The sequence below is a fragment of the Methylocapsa polymorpha genome (assembly GCF_045689225.1).
In the GTDB taxonomy this organism is placed as follows: domain Bacteria; phylum Pseudomonadota; class Alphaproteobacteria; order Rhizobiales; family Beijerinckiaceae; genus Methylocapsa; species Methylocapsa polymorpha.
Window position 1 is genome coordinate 1437158 of record NZ_CP136862.1, and the last position, 15123, is coordinate 1452280.

Sequence of the window (15123 nt, forward strand, 5' to 3'; positions counted from 1 at the left end):
ACGTCCTTCGAGAGAGTCCCTCACTCCGGCTTAACGTAAAAAGAGGACATAGCAATATCGACGGTCCTGAAAAAACTGCTGGTAAATATTGCCGGAGCTTCAAAATTCTGCAAGATTCTTCAAGGTCCGCTTAGATCTTGACGATTAACAATTTTCCTGAAATATGTCAATAATACTGCCATAAGGGCGTTGGTTTGGACTCAATAATTTCCAAGAAGGCGGCTCTTCAGGGCGCAATGGCTCCTCTGGGCGCCTTACAAGAGCCCCATGTCGAGGGCGAGGCCGGAACGGGGGCCTGCGAGCCGCTGTTCGACCTGATCGAACTCATGTTTTTCGCTTATCGTGATTTTGTCGGCGACGCCGATCATTTACTTGAGAATTTCGGCTTGGGCCGGGCCCACCACCGGGTCTTGCATTTCGTCAACCGGCGTCCGGGGCTGACGATCGCCGAGCTGCTGGACATCCTGAAAATCACGAAACAAAGCCTCAACCGCGTCCTGAAGGAACTGCTCGATGAGGATTATGTCGAATCCCATCCCGGCGTAAAGGACCGTCGGCAACGCCAATTATTCCCGACCGCACGCGGCAAGGCTTTGGCGCTCGACGTTGCGCGTCTGCAGTCGAGGCGCTTCAGCCGCGTTTTCGCACAGCTGCCCGAACGGGCGCATTCGGACGCGATCGATTTTCTCCTCGCCATGGTCGATGCAAGCGAAAGAGACAAGGTCGCGGCCCTCATCGCCTCAAGCCGGGCCACGGCCGTCACAGGACTGCGAAGGTGACTCGGAGTTCGCCTATCGGATCGACAAACGCCGCGCCCGCCGACGACGCCGCACATCTTTTGATCATTGATGACGATCGGCGAATCCGCGCCTTGCTGTCGCGTTTCCTGACCGATCAGGGCTATCGCGTCACGACCGCCGGGGACGCCGCCGACGCCATGGCCTGCCTCAAGAGCCTCGCTTTCGATCTCATCGTGCTCGATGTCATGATGCCGAGCGAAAACGGGTTCGATTTCGCGACGAGATTGCGCCAGAACGCGTCGGAGCTCGCGCATGTTCCCATTCTGATGCTGACCGCCCGCACGGACGCGCAAGACCGGGTGCGCGGCTTCGAATCCGGCGTCGACGATTATCTCGGCAAGCCCTACGAACCGCGGGAGCTTTCATTGCGCATAGCGTCGATTCTGCGCCGGGCGCAGCCGCGCGCGGCGCCTGGGCCCGTGACATTGGTTCGCTTCAGCGACTTCACCTTCGATCTCGAGCGCGGCGAGCTTCGCCAGCGCGACGAGATCGTCCGGCTGACCGATCGAGAGCGCGACATGCTGCGGCTTCTCGCCGAAAACGCCGGCGAAACCGTGCAGCGTGAGGCGCTGGCAGGCTCCGGGGTCGCCGGGAATGAGCGCACGGTCGATGTCCAGGTCAATCGCCTGCGCCGCAAGATCGAGCGCGACCCTGCCAATCCGCTGCATTTGCAGACCGCGCGTGGCGCCGGCTACCGTCTGCTTGTCGACCGGTGATCCGGCGGCGAAATCATCGCTGAACCTAGGGGCGCCCTTGAGCATCTCTTTCCCAGCCGCCTTCGAGCAGCCGCGCTCCTGGTGGCGGGGGTTTTGGCGCTGGCTCGCGGCCATCCTGCCGAAGGGCCTCTATGCGCGCTCGGCCCTGATCGTCATCGCGCCGATGGTAATCCTGCAATGCGTGCTCACCTATGTTTTCATGGAGCGGCATTGGCAGCTGGTCACCAACCGGCTTTCGACAGTGCTGACGCAGGACATAGCCGCGATCATCGATCTTTATCACGCCGAGCCACAGGACATGGCCCGCAACGCCCTTGTTCGAATCGCCCAGGAGCGATTGAAGATCGACATTGAGTTTCTGCCTTTGGCGCCCCTGCCGCCGGCGCTGCCGAAGCCCTTCTTCTCGATTGTCGACGCGGCTCTTTCCAATGAAATCAGACGTCAGATCGGCAGGCCCTTCTGGCTCGATACGGTCGGGCGATCGACCTTCATCGAGATCCGCATTCAGCTCGAGGACGCGATCTTGCGCGTGGTCGCCTATCGCAGTGCGGCTTACGCATCGAACTCGCATATTTTCCTTCTCTGGATGGTCGGCACATCCTTCGTGCTGATCGTGGTCGCCACCGCTTTCCTGCGCAATCAGATCAAGCCCATTCTCCTCCTCGCCGGCGCGGCGGAGGCCTTCGGCAAAGGGCGCGACCCCGAGTTCCGGCCGCGAGGCGCGCGGGAGGTGCGGCAGGCCGGCTACGCCTTCATCGAGATGAGGCGGCGGATCGAGCGCGCCTTCGAGCAGCGCACCGCCATGCTGAACGGCGTGAGCCACGACCTTCGCACCATCCTCACGCGGTTCAAGCTTTCCCTCGCCATGCTGGAGGAAAGCGATGAAACCCAAGATCTGCAAAGGGACGTCGAGGAGATGCAGCGCATGCTCGAAGCCTATCTCGCCTTCGCGCGGGGGGCCGCGGGCGAAAGCGCGGCGGAAATCGACATGCACGATTTCCTCGACGACTTGCGTCTCGCCGCCGAGCGGCGCGGCCATGACGTGAAGATCGCGTTCAGCGGCGATCCGGTCGTCGCGGTCCGGCCGGACGCATTCAAGCGCTGCTTGTCCAATCTCATCGGCAATGCGCAAAGCCACGCCAAGCATGTCTCGATCGAGGCCAGCCGCGACGAGCGCTTTTTGACGATTCATGTCGACGATGACGGGCCAGGCATTCCCCCGGCTCGGCGTGAGGACGTCTTCCGGCCCTTTGTCCGCCTCGACGAATCCCGCAACCAGGATCTGGGCGGCACGGGCCTAGGCCTCGCGATCGCGCTCGACATAGCCCGCTCGCATGGCGGCGACATCACATTGAGCGACAGCCCTTTGGGAGGCTTGAGAGCGACGGTCCGGGTGCCGGTGTGATGGGATGTTTCTTGGCGCCTTGGGCCCGGCCCGCCTATCTTCAAGCCTTCGGCAGTTTCCCGTCATCGCGACGGTTCGCGAGTCCGGCGGGCCAGCTCTGGCTCCACAAGCCGGTATCTGATCAGCCAAACAATAGCGCGACTCCATGACTCGTCGGTTTCGCCGCGTAAATCCGTCTGCGACGCATTTATGAGCGCCCCAGTGCGCGCGTCTCGGATTCGAAACTCCAAATATTGCTCCATCACGCTGATCTTGCGAAAGAAGGCGATGAACGACATTTCCGCGCCGAGATCGCGCGCTATGTTCGCTTCGCATCCGTTGCATTTTCGCAGCCAGTGCGTCTTGACCATTTCATTCGCCGAAGCGCTTCCATCAACGATCTCGAAAAGGCCGGATTGCGCAAGCTGCTCGCGCGCCAGCGCGGTAACGCGCCGCAGCATCTCCGTCTCCACCGGGCTTTCGCCCGCGAGAGGCCCCCCGGCGGAGAAGTCGTCGAGTTCGAAATCAAATACGGCTAGTTTGATTGGCGGCTTCGGCTCGGATCGTCCCGTGACGGGCGCGAGCAACGCCATAAGAAATGCCCCGAGAACAAGCAATTGCTGGAGGCGGCCTGACGCCAATGTTCGAACCTTCATGCTTTGCTCCTGATGTCGCCGTAGGGACAACGTCACTTCTTGGACAACGCGAAATCAGACTGCAGGTCTCTTTCCATCCCATCGAGACCGGCGCTTATCGCTTCCTTCACCAGTTCGGCGACCGACGCGCTGTCCTTGGGATCAGACTCGAATTCGATGGTCCAAACAATGACCGCCAATGAGTCGAAGGAATCAAACACTTCGACCGTTCCTTGATAGCATGTCACCGGAAAAGGCGATTTCACTCTGAGATAAGCAAGCCGCCTTGTTGCGTGATCTATTTCTTGAATAATGTCCGTTATCTCTCCGCCGTCACTCGTCGTCATCCTCCGGCAAGCGCCGACCCCATCTCCTTCCACCGAACAGGTCGCGATGATGGGAAACCATATATCCAACCTTCCTATTCGGCTTATCGCTTCCCAAGCTTTCTCGGCTGGCGCGTTCAACTTCTTCGTTATGGGTTGCTTCGTGAGCATTGAACCACCTTATGCGTAGTCGGCTTGATGATTGAACGGCATGAGTCGCAGGCCCAAGCCGTCCAGCGCAGTACTCGATAGGCGCATCGCTCCAGTTGAGGCTTGGACTTGTCGGCGGCTGCCGACGACGCTGAAACAATAGAGCTGGACCGCCGTGAAAGCTTCGGATGTAGGCCCTGCGAAGATCGGGAAAATTTCCCGAGCGCGCTCCCATGGGCTTTACGGGCAATCTGGAAATTGCGAGTTTTCACGAGATGATGCTTACAAGACAAACGCGTCGCGCTCGAGATTTGCAATGAGGACAATCCATCCGCTGAACCTAAAGGTTTCCGTCATGATTCGCGTTGCGCTGGGCGCGCTTGCCTGCGCCTTCGCCGCCGCGGCTTTTGTCATCACGGAAACACGCATGGATATGAACCACGGGCTGAAGGCGAAGGTTGAGTTGATGGCGGGCAAACTGAGCTTGCAGCCGGTTCGCTTCCAGACTGGATTCGATCACGACGAACGACTTCCGGATTGGGGGTTCCTCGCGGATAAACTGCTCGACGAGGGCGCTTGCATACGTTTCGAAAACGCCGATCGCCAGCAAGTCTACGCCAGCTGCCTCGGCGTAGCCGCCTCAAGCGCCGCCACCCCGCAATGGTTTTCAGCTCTTTACCGCACAGTGTTCTCACCCGTGCGCCCGGTGCGGCGAACGATCGAAACCCACGGCGAGGCGATTGCAACGATCGAGGTCTCGCTCGATCCGACGCTTGGCGAGGCGCGCGCATGGACCGAAACGCGGCGAATTATGTCAGTGACGGCAAGCGCGATCGCGCTTTTGAGCGTGATCGTCTATTTCGCCATCGATCGCGCTCTGCGGCCGACTCTCGCTATCCAGGCGGGAATCGACCGGCTTGCCGGCGGCGACCTGTCCTATCGGCTCCCGCAGGTTCCATTAATCGAGTTGCAACGGATCGGCGAAGTCATCAATCGCATGGCCGCACGGCTGGAGACGGCCATGGCCGAGCGTGCGGAACTCGCTCGCCGGCTCGCCATCGCTCAAGAGGAGGAGCGTCGCCATTTGGCGCGAGAACTTCATGACGAGTTTGGGCAAAATTTGGCGGCGATCAACGCGATCGCCGCGTCTGTTGGGGCGACCGCCAAAATCGCGTGCCCGGAGCTGATGCCGGAGGCCGTCAGCTTGTCGCAAATCGCCATGAACATGATGAACGAATTGCGCAATACGCTCGCTCGGTTGCGCCCCGCCGTCGTTGATGAAATCGGCCTGGTCGAGAGCCTAAAAGATTTAGTCGTCGGCTGGAATGGCCGACTAGGCGCAACCCGTTTTACGTTTTCGGAAAAAGGCGATTTACATGAATTGCCCGACGCCGTGGCCGTCACCATTTTTCGCATTGCGCAGGAAGGCGTGACCAACGCCGCAAGACACGCGGGGGCGCGGAACGTCAATGTGACGCTCGAACGGCTCAACGGATATCCTGCCCCATCGGCGGAGAGCGCCGTGCAATTGACCATCGAGGACGACGGGAAAGGCCTCGGCCCGCATGAGAACGCAGGGGCGGGAGCGGGCCTTGCCGGGATTCGCGAGAGGGTCGCCATTTTCAAAGGCCGCATGGACTTGCGCAGCGAAGCGTCCGCCGGCGCGAAGCTCTCCGTCATCATCCCGATCGCGCTCACGGCGCAGGAGGTCGCGTGATGGCGCAGACGATCAGAGTGATGCTTGTCGACGATCACGCCATCGTGCTGGAAGGCTATCGCCGCCTTCTGGCGAAGCAGCCGGGCATAGAGGTCGTGGCGGAGGCGACCGACAGCCGAACGGCCTATCAACTCTATAAGGAGCTCCGACCCGACGTGGTTGTGGTCGATATCTCTATGCCGGGCCGCGGCGGCATCGACCTCATCGGACAGCTTCGGGCGTGGGACGCCTCGGCGCGCATCGTCGTCTTCACGATGCATCAGGACGCGGTCTACGCAATGCACGCTTTCCAGGCCGGGGCCAAAGGCTACATCACCAAGAGCAGCAATCCATTGTTGCTGGCGGAGGCAATCGTCGATGTCTTTGCTGGAAGGAAGGCGATCTCGCCAGACGTCAGCCAGGAACTGGCTCTTGCGCGGCTCAGCGGCGACGCTTCGGCGCTAAATTCCCTGTCACCCCGAGAATTTGAAATTCTGCGATTGCTTCTCGAAGCAAGCCCCGCAGCTGAGATCGCGGCGGCGCTCAACCTGAGCCCAAAGACAGTGGCGAATTACCATTCTCTCATCAAGCAGAAGCTCGGGGTCCGCTCCGATATCGAACTCTTGTATTTTGGCCTGCGCGAGGGCCTTGTCGCGCCGCCGCCGTCCGCCTAGAGCTTGTTCCGAAAAATTTGGTCGACTTTTTCGATCAAAACATGGTCCAGCTCTTTGGAATCTGAGCGATTCCTTGCCGGTCAGAGAATTCCATTTGATCGGGAAGGCTCCAGAGCGCCTTCAACTCAAATCGCGCAAATGCCGGAACACGATGACGCGCGAGACGAAGCCGGTGACGATGGCGATGCCTGCGGCGATGAGCACGATCGCGCCATACACGTTCGGCCCGAGCGCGAAATCGCCGAACATGACGTCGACCTGGTCGCCGGAGGGCGTCGCCCGCCACCAGGCGGATAGCGTCGAGGCCGTGAAGAAGGCGAGAATCGCCGAGCCCCCGCCGATCGCGCCGCCGCGCAAGCCGAGGCGGAAAAAATGCCGCTGGAACTGGCGCGAAATATAGTCGTCGGCGGCGCCGACGAAATGCAAGATCTCGATGATCTCGCGATTGCCCGCCATGGCGCCGCGGGTGGCGAAGGCCACCGCCAGGATCATCGCAATCAAGACCAGCGCAAAGATCACTGCCGCGACGAGAACGACGGTCTTCGCCATGATCGCAAGGCGTTCAAGCCAGAGCCGGTGATCGTCGACGCTGGCGCCCGGGATCGTTTCGGCGAGCCGCCTTTGCAAGATGGCGGCGTCCAGGCGCACCTCGGGATCGAGGGCGATGACGATCAGGCGGGGGACCGGCAATTCGGAAAGATCAAGGCTCGTGCCAAGCCAAGGCTGCAAGAGCGCTTCGGACTGATCCTTCGTATAGGGGCGAACCGCAGCGACGCCGCGCATCTTCCGGGCGAGCTCCGCCGCCTTCGCGGCGTCCGCCTCAATGTCGCGTCCGATCGTCGGGCGGATCTGGATCGTCATTTCATGCGCGACCTGATCCTGCCAGCCGCGCGAGGCGTCGGCTATCAGGATGGCGGCCCCGGCGGTGAGCGAAGCGAGAAAGGTCATGATGGCGACGACGGTGACGAGCGCGCGCCCGGCGATTGAGGCCGCCGGCACCAGCGCCATGTCGGGCCTGATGTCGGTCTCGTCCGCCGCGCGCCGGTCGGCTCGCATCGCCTGCGCCCGCCGCCACACGTCTGTGAAGATGCTCATCGATCGCCTCGCGCCATGGCGCTCCACTTGATCATCAAGGTCAGTCGAAAATGTGGAGGCGGCCGTCGCCGAGGACGAGCCGGCGGGCGCCGTCGAACTGGTCCATCAAGCCAAGATCATGGGTGGCGATCACGACCGACGTTCCGGACTTGTGCAGTTCGGTAAAGAGCCGGAGCAGCCGGCGCGCGAGGCTAGGATCTACATTGCCGGTTGGCTCGTCGGCCAGCAGAAGCTCCGGCCGCACGATCAAGGCGCGCGCGATCACGGCGCGTTGTTTCTCGCCGCCCGAAAGCACCGGCGGCAGGATGTGCATTCTATCGCCGAGCCCAACCCAGCGCAGAAGCTCCGTCACCTCGCCTCGATAGGTCGCCTCGTCCTTGCCGCGCACGCGCAGGGGCAAGGCGACGTTCTCATAGGTCGTCAAATGGTCGAGGAGGCGAAAGTCCTGAAAAACCACGCCGATTCGCCGCCGGAGATCGGTGATCGCGCCTTTGTCGAGCGTGAGGGCGTCGCGGCCGAACAAAGTGATCAGCCCGCGCGTCGGTCGAAGGGCAAGGAGAATCAGCCGCAAAAGGGTGGTCTTCCCGGCGCCGGAAGGGCCGGTCAGAAACTGGAACGACTGGGGTTCGATCGAAAAGCTTATATCCTTTAGGATTTCCGCTCCCATCCCATAGCGCAGGCCGACATTTTCAAAACGGACCAAGCGAGACCTCGTTTGCGCTGCCCTGAAAGCTCCTCGTCTAGACCGATTTCAACCTAGCGTCGAATCGATCCAAGCCTATCATTTATCATTACCGTGACACGGTTGGAAACACGCCGTGCGGCAGATGCGGATCGAGCCGGAAGGCCATGGCGATGTCGTCAATCGACATTTGGCGGGTGCGGAACTGATCCGGAAATCGCCCGATCTCGACGAAGCCGATCTTCCGGTAGAGCGCCAAGGCCGGCGCATTATGGGCGAAGACCCAAAGGTCGAGCCAGGCGAGCCCGGCGTCGCGCGCAAAGGCGATCGCTTCGCGAAGCAACCGCTCTCCGACGCCTCGCCTTCGATAGGCGGCCTCGACTCCGAGAATAACCCTCGCGCGGTGCAACTCGGCTTTGAACTCGGGTCCGGTGAGGTCGAGATGGCCAACAATCGGTCCGACGCCGCCATTGCGGACCGCCCATGTCCTTTGCCAACCAGGTTCGTTCGGCCCTCGCGCCCATTGGGAGAGCCGTCGCGCGCGGAGGGCGGGGTCTTGAGCGTCGGCCGCGCCAGAAAAAGGCAGGTGATCGGCCAGCCCAAAGCGATCGGACTCCGCGCTCTGGCGGCTCAGATGTTCAGCCAAAGCTTGATAATCGCTCGGTCCAAGCAGCTCGGGAGTTACGTCTCGGTCTTTGGCCGACCGTTTGCTTTGGAGCATGACCGATGAATCCGACGCCTCTTTGCGACGCAAAGCCCGAGGAGAGAATTCGCTGGAGCGGGGCCGCTGTTCAACCCGATCTCTACGCCTAGAGCCGTGCAATAAAGCGCGAATCATGACGCCGTTCGATCGGGCGCGCAACAATGTTCATCGGCCGGTAGTGGGTCAGTTTGAATTTCGGGTTCCGACTCTAAGTGTCTGATCGCAATCTTTCTGAGTCTTTTGGATCACTTACCGATGGCACGTTTTGCCGTGCCCATTAAAATCATTGGGTTATACGCGTTTTAAGCCCAAACATTGCTGTATTTCTTCGGCACAATCCGCTGAAATTGGCTGAAAAGATTGCGATCAGACTCTAAGAGGACCTACGACACGTCTCTCTCGGCGATGTGCCGATAAGGATTTTTGACCCCTTGCTTACGATCGCCTACGGTATCGGCGGCAGCATCAACGTTAGCGCTTGGGCTAGGCTGACCCGCCAGTGCGACCAGTCGTGGCCAGCCGCGAACTCGCTGTAGGTCAGCGCGTCGTAGCCTTTCTCGCGGAGCACGGCCGCCATTCGCCGGTTGGTCCTGACCATACGGTCCTCTAGCTCCATCAGCCCGACCTCCATCCAGATGCGCAGCGGCAGGCGCGGCGCGCTAGCGTACTGATCAGTGAGCCACCCGGGCGTATAGCGCCACAGCGACGGCGGTTTTTCGAGATCCACCCCAGGCCCCCACCACAGCGACGCCGACTGGCTGATTACGTTGCCGATCAGATGCGGCAGCCGCAAGCCGAGCCATAGCGCCGCAAGGCCCCCGTAGCTGGAGCCGGTGACGAAGGCGTCCTTGGGGTCCCGCGAAACGCCGTACCGGTCCCGCACCCAGGGGATCAGCTCGGTCTCGATGAACTGAGCGAAATCCTCATTGCAAGCCAGTTCGACGGCGCGGGACCTGTCGTTGGCGTTGCCGATGAACGCCGCGACGGCCGGCGCGATGCGTCCATCCGCCAAAAGGTTGTCGAGGATGCGGGGGGTGGGCATGACCGACAGGGCAGCGGCGCCGTCAAAGACGACGATCAGCGGATAGGCTCGCTCGTCCGATGCGTATCCCGGCGGCGTGTAGACCCATATGCGCCGGTCATTGCTCAGCACCTCGCTTTTCAGGAGATACTCCTCGACTCGACCACGGGCAAGACCAGGGCGCTCCTCGATGATCGACTGATCGGGCGCGTCCAGCAGCGACAGGATAGAGGCGACGTTGTCGGGCAGCCCGTCGCCGGCGCAACTGACAAACGTCTCGCGAGCGTTGGGGTCCGGCTTCGACGGGACGCCGCGGAGGAACTCCCAGAACGCCACATATTCCGTTTCGTCGCAATTTACGGATACCAACGGCATGTTGGGCTGGAAGTAATAGGCGGCGCGCACATCGTTGCGGTAGCGATAAGTAGTGTGCCAGACCCCGGTGCCGGGGATGCGCTCCATCACAAAGTCCGACACCTCCTGCGGGAACCGGGTGTCATCAAACACCACGTGCGCGGCGTCTGGGTCGCGGAACACGTAGGTCACTAGGCTAAAGCCCGGCGAGGCCGGATCGGGCTCGATCAGCGGCGTGCGCTCATCGGCCATTCGCCCCCAGAAAGCAGGCTCGTCGCCGGGCGCGTCCGCGAGCCCAGCCAGCAATGGATGAAGGTACCCAAGCACACGTTCTGCAACGATCATCGAAGCGTTTCTTCGTCGGCATTAAATCTCAGCAGGACGAGGCTTCGAAGTCAAAGCCAGGCACCTCAGTCGCCGTCCACTCAGGGACTGAGGGCAATGTCCGCCTACCACCCAAATCTGAAATTCAAACTGACCCACTACCCATCGGCAAATGAGGGCGAAGGCGTCGATCGGCTCGCTCCGCGAGGACGCCTTGCGTCAATGCTGTTCGTCCCAGACCGCGCCAGGGAAAGCGTCGAGCGGAATTTTCAAATAGCGCCGTCCATTGGATTCCGGCTCTGGCAGGAGGCCGCCGCGAATGTTGACCTGCAGCGCCGGCAGAATGAGCTTCGGCATCGTCAAGGTCTTGTCGCGGGCCTGGCGAAGCGCCGTGTACTCCGCTTCTGTCCTCTTCGCGACATGAATATTGCCGGTCTTCTGTTCGCCGATCGTGCTTTCCCAGAGAGGCTCGCGGCCATGCGGCTGGTAGTCGTGGCCGGTAAAGACTCGAAACGAATCCGGAAATGCGAGAATGTCCTGGATCGAGCGCCACAGGACTCGCGCGTCGCCGCCGGGAAAGTCCGCCCGCGCAGTGCCGTAGTCGGGCATGAAAAGCGTGTCATGAACGAAAATGGCGTCGCCAACGACATAGGTGACCGAGGCTAGCGTATGACCTGGCGAAAGCCGCGCCTCAATCTCGATGTCGCCGAGCCTCAGCCTTTCGCCATTGGCGATGAGATGGTCCCATTGCGATCCATCGGCCGGAAAATCCGGCCAATTGAAGATGTCCTTCCAGAACTTCTGGATATCGATCACACGTTCGCCAATGGCCGTCGCGACGCCGGTCTTCCGCTTGAGATGCGCCGCCGCCGTGAGGTGATCGGCGTGCGGATGGGTTTCGAGAATCCAAGCGGGCTCCAAGCGCTCCGCCTCGACGTAGCGCAGGATCGCATCGGCCGACTCCGTCGCGGTCGAGCCGGATTTCTCGTCGAAGTCGAGAACCGGATCGATAATTGCGCATTTTTTGGTGCCCGGGTCGGAGACCACATATTGGACGCTGAAAGTGCGCTTTTCGAAAAAGCCTTTGACGTCAGGTCTTTTCGGTTTCGCAATGCTCATTATCGATCTCGCAATTCCCGCGACAGTTAAGGGATTCCGGGGTCCCGTCGCGGATTTGGGGCTCTTCTTGGGCGGCATTGATCGGTTGACGCCTTCGCGCCCCCGGCTTTCATTAGATACATATGGCGGGGCGGCGCGGACGCCAGCGCGCAGAATGAGCGGCATTGAGCGCGGAATATTCAAGATCGCGGCGCTGCCGCCACGTTTGAGTTGAACCAATTTCCTGGTCTGGCGGTTCCTGATAACGCGGGAAAAAGGGGCAAGCGAAACCTTTACCATATATCGACGCCCGCGACATGAGAGCGAACTGGGAGCGAAGGATGAAAAGGTTAGTTGCGCGCCCGCTGCTGGCGGGATTGGTTGTCGCGGCTCTGGCGGGCGTTGCGCCCCTGGCGCAGGCGGATGAGACCTGCCTGTCGCCCTATACCGCGGCGCTGGTCAAAGGGCAGGAAGCCTATTTACACGTCTGGGCGCTCGGAGAAAAAGGGCTGGGCGACGAATCCGACAAGCTCGTGACGATTGACGTCGATCCAAAATCAAAGACCTATGGCAAGGTGGTCAATACGGTTTCAGTCGGCGGCCGAGGCGAGGCGCATCACATGGGCTTCACGGACGATCGCAAATATCTTTGGGCCGGACGACTCGATGACAGCAAAATCTTCGTCTTCGACGTCGGAACCGATCCATCCAACCCCAAGCTCGTCCAGACGATTGACGATCTGCCCGATCAGACCGGCTATGTCGGTCCCCACACCTTCTACGCAATCCCCGGCCGCATGGTTATCGGCGCCTTATCCAACACAACGCATGACGGAGTGACCGGCCTCGCGGTCTACAACAACAAGGGAGAATTCCTCTCCGCCCATCCGATTCCCTCGGAAGACGGCGGCGACGGCTATGGCTACGACATTGCGATCAATCCGAAAAAGAATGTCATTCTGACATCGAGCTTCACCGGCTGGAACAATTACATGCGCGACCTCGGCCAGCTCGTTAACGACGCCGAAGCGATGCAGAATTTCGGCAATACTATGGTTTTGTGGAATCTCAAATCCATGCAGCCGGAAAAAATCTTCGCCGTGCCGGGGGCGCCGCTCGAAATCCGCTGGTCGCTCAAGGAAGGCGACGATTGGGCCATCACCGCCACGGCCCTGACCTCAAAGCTCTGGCTCATCAACCGCGACGACAAGAACGAGTGGCGCGCCAAGGAAGTCGGAACCATCGGCGATCCCTCCAAGATCCCGCTCCCCGTGGACATCTCGATTTCCGCCGACGCCAAGAACTTGTGGGTCAATACGTTCATGGACGGGAAGACGCATTTGTTCGACATTTCTGATCCTGAACATCCGGTCCAGGTCTACGAGAAGACCACCGGCAAGCAGGTCAATATGATTTCGCAAAGTTGGGATGGAAAGCGCGTCTATATCACCTCTTCGCTTCTGGCGAATTGGGACAAGAAAGGCGCCGACAACGAGCAGGTGCTGCGCGCTTATGACTGGGACGGCAGGGACTTGAACCTTAAATTCGAGATCGACTTTTTCAAGGAAAAGCTCGGACGGCCGCATCACATGAAATTCTCTGGGGCCGCCGGCAAGGCTTCGCCCTGACCGCGCGCCGCAGCAACATGTTGCGAACCCGCGCGCTTGCGTGGCGGCTTTTTGCGGCTGCGCTCCTTTGCCTCTCAACGCCGTCAGGCCCACGCGCGGAGGGCGACGCCTTGCTCGCCTATCCCGCGCCTGGAAGCTACAGGCTCGACCATATTCAACGTGCCCCGCAAGGCATTGTGCTGGAGGGCAATCGTCTCCCGCGATTGCTTTCGCGCTACACGACAAGATCGATCACGCTCTTAAGCTTCTTCTACAGTTCTTGCGCCGACCCGCAAGGCTGTCCCCTCGCCTGGGAGGCATTTGAAAAGCTGCGCGCGGCTTTGAAAGAGAAGCCCTACTTACACGGCCAGGTTCGTCTCGTTTTCTTGACTCTCGACCCCGCTCGGGACACGCCGGATATGTTGGGGGCCTTCGCCCGCGCGTATGAAGCTGACGCCGCCATCGCGCCCTGGCATTTTCTCACCACCTACTCGGATTTCTTTCTTGCGCCCCTGCTGCGGGGTTTTGGCGAGGAGATCGCGGTCGATCGCAGCGCTTCGGGCGAAAGCGAGCCGATCTTCAACCATCTTCTGAAGGTTTTTCTGATCGATAGCGAAGGTTTTGAGCGCGAGATCTATTCGAACCAATCCCTCGATGTCACGGCGATCCTCAATGACATCGAAACCCTGCTGATCGAGCGGAAGAAGGCGAACTGACCTCCCTCTTGTCCTCGATCCTCTAGACGCCTTGGCGCGCAAAACTCTGCGGGCGCGGCTGCGGGACGAACGAAAGCGGCGGCTACGCGAACAAGGGTAGCTAGACCTTTCAGAGACTCTGCGCACGCGCGATAGACACTCTACGGACTCTATCTCTTGCCTCCCTAGTTTTTGATGCCTGAAAGCGCAGGCCCAGACCACGCTGGAACCAATCCATAATAATCGACATTTAGACAACGTACCGGAACGAAGGCGAGATTTTTGAGCAACAGCGTTGCTCCAAAATATCTGAAACTATTCAGAGCCAATCTTCCGGATCGTAACTATGGACGAGCGCTACTCTTGCAGCTCAAAAGTCTATCTGTTGGCGGGCATGACGGCTCAACAAGCGAGGATGTCCAATACGCCAATGGATGCGACGCAGGCATTGCAGTTCGTCCGCTTGGGAGCATGGCTACATGTTGTGCCTGATCGCCTATCTGATGGGATTCCTGACCTTTCCGCTATTGCTTAGGCTCGTCCCTGCGCTGCCCGCCTTGATATTCATCATTTCAGCACGCGGCAGCAAATTCTGGCGGTGACCATCATGACGATGCGGACAATACGGAGACAGGGCGTAAAGGCTGCGGTTCGGGTTAGGCGGATTCTACCTGTCCGTGGCTCGATGGCGAACTGGTCCAGCTTTCGAATGCGGCCTAATGGTCAAAATCAAATTTACCTCCATGAAAATGAAGGCGAAGGAAGACGTCATGTCCTATGACCCACAGTTCGATTTTTTTGCGGCTGCTATCGTCTCATTGCTCTCTGTTCTTTTGGGAGCATGGCTAGGAAGCCTCGTGGTTTTCAAAGTGCCGCCCAAGCGCTTCGAGCCTGAAGTCTGGGGCAGCGCATATGGCTCGATTTCAGCGACCGCCTTCGCCTTATCTGCATGGTTCTTCCTCAGCGCTTAGGCGACTACGTGGCCCACTTCCATCGCACCGCGAAATGTGATGGGGCATCGCCTGAATTCTCCGAGCTTCCGTACAGACGCTGCATGAGCCGCTGCAGCAATGCGATAATAGAACGCTTCCTAGGCTCCGAGCGGCGCCCGCGTAAAATGAACCACGTTGCAGTCGCGATCATTCTGCGACCTGTTCCGGTCT

14 protein-coding genes and 1 pseudogene are annotated in these 15123 nt (G+C 60.1%); 8 read left to right on the forward strand and 7 right to left on the reverse strand.

All coding sequences use genetic code 11. The annotated features are described in order from the left end of the window. Positions 1-236: 236 nt before the first annotated feature. The 3 genes from RZS28_RS06715 to RZS28_RS06725 are packed head-to-tail and all read left to right on the forward strand — an operon-like array spanning position 237 to position 2921. Positions 237-779, forward strand: coding sequence for a MarR family winged helix-turn-helix transcriptional regulator (locus RZS28_RS06715; protein WP_407340558.1), 543 nt, complete (start codon positions 237-239; stop codon positions 777-779). Further along, positions 776-1516 (forward strand): response regulator transcription factor, encoded by a 741-nt coding sequence (locus tag RZS28_RS06720; RefSeq protein ID WP_407340559.1) that lies wholly within the window; start codon positions 776-778, stop codon positions 1514-1516. The genes RZS28_RS06715 and RZS28_RS06720 overlap by 4 nt, the downstream gene beginning before the upstream one ends. 37 nt (positions 1517-1553) lie before the next feature. Then, positions 1554-2921, forward strand: a complete 1368-nt coding sequence (locus RZS28_RS06725) for an ATP-binding protein (protein WP_407340560.1) — start codon at positions 1554-1556, stop codon at positions 2919-2921. A gap of 62 nt (positions 2922-2983) precedes the next feature. Here the strand turns inward: RZS28_RS06725 and RZS28_RS06730 are convergent, their stop codons facing one another. Then, positions 2984-3556, reverse strand: a complete 573-nt coding sequence (locus RZS28_RS06730) for a DUF3280 domain-containing protein (protein WP_407340561.1) — start codon at positions 3554-3556, stop codon at positions 2984-2986. A gap of 32 nt (positions 3557-3588) precedes the next feature. Beyond that, on the reverse strand, positions 3589-4032 hold the full coding sequence (locus RZS28_RS06735) for an SRPBCC family protein (RefSeq protein WP_407340562.1): 444 nt from the start codon (positions 4030-4032) through the stop codon (positions 3589-3591). A 334-nt stretch (positions 4033-4366) separates the two neighbouring features. Here RZS28_RS06735 and RZS28_RS06740 point away from each other — a divergent pair, with 334 nt between their 5' ends. Further along, the gene (locus RZS28_RS06740; RefSeq protein WP_407340563.1) at positions 4367-5728 is read left to right on the forward strand and encodes a histidine kinase; all 1362 of its coding nucleotides are present in this window, start codon (positions 4367-4369) and stop codon (positions 5726-5728) included. Continuing rightward, entirely contained in the window at positions 5725-6381 is a 657-nt protein-coding gene (locus RZS28_RS06745; protein ID WP_407340564.1) for a response regulator, read from the forward strand. The genes RZS28_RS06740 and RZS28_RS06745 overlap by 4 nt, the downstream gene beginning before the upstream one ends. Positions 6382-6501: 120 nt before the next feature. On the opposite strand, the gene RZS28_RS06750 is transcribed toward RZS28_RS06745, so the two are convergent. The 5 genes and pseudogenes from RZS28_RS06750 to RZS28_RS06770 form a co-directional block, all read right to left on the reverse strand. Then, a complete protein-coding gene (locus RZS28_RS06750; protein ID WP_407340565.1) occupies positions 6502-7476 on the reverse strand; it encodes a cell division protein FtsX in 975 nt (324 codons plus the stop codon). 40 nt (positions 7477-7516) lie between these two features. Further along, positions 7517-8179: a cell division ATP-binding protein FtsE gene (gene ftsE, locus RZS28_RS06755; RefSeq protein ID WP_407340566.1), complete on the reverse strand. Its 663-nt coding sequence runs from the start codon at positions 8177-8179 to the stop codon at positions 7517-7519. A gap of 88 nt (positions 8180-8267) precedes the next feature. Further along, positions 8268-8879, reverse strand: coding sequence for a GNAT family N-acetyltransferase (locus RZS28_RS06760; protein ID WP_407340567.1), 612 nt, complete (start codon positions 8877-8879; stop codon positions 8268-8270). Positions 8880-9306: 427 nt separating this feature from the next. Then, positions 9307-10581 (reverse strand): alpha/beta hydrolase-fold protein, encoded by a 1275-nt coding sequence (locus tag RZS28_RS06765; RefSeq protein WP_407340568.1) that lies wholly within the window; start codon positions 10579-10581, stop codon positions 9307-9309. A 198-nt stretch (positions 10582-10779) separates the two neighbouring features. After that, positions 10780-11661 (reverse strand): annotated as a pseudogene (locus RZS28_RS06770) (MBL fold metallo-hydrolase); the annotation flags it as partial. 338 nt (positions 11662-11999) lie between these two features. On the opposite strand from RZS28_RS06770, the gene RZS28_RS06775 reads away from it, so the two are divergent. The 3 genes from RZS28_RS06775 (at position 12000) to RZS28_RS06785 (ending at position 14931) form a co-directional block, all read left to right on the forward strand. After that, positions 12000-13286 carry a selenium-binding protein SBP56-related protein gene (locus RZS28_RS06775; RefSeq protein ID WP_407340569.1) on the forward strand — a complete coding sequence of 429 codons (1287 nt, stop codon included), beginning with the start codon at positions 12000-12002 and terminating at the stop codon, positions 13284-13286. 17 nt (positions 13287-13303) lie between these two features. Then, on the forward strand, positions 13304-13981 hold the full coding sequence (locus tag RZS28_RS06780; RefSeq protein ID WP_407340570.1) for an SCO family protein: 678 nt from the start codon (positions 13304-13306) through the stop codon (positions 13979-13981). 698 nt (positions 13982-14679) lie between these two features. Then, the gene (locus RZS28_RS06785) at positions 14680-14931 is read left to right on the forward strand and encodes a hypothetical protein (RefSeq protein ID WP_407340571.1); all 252 of its coding nucleotides are present in this window, start codon (positions 14680-14682) and stop codon (positions 14929-14931) included. Positions 14932-15123: the final 192 nt, after the last annotated feature.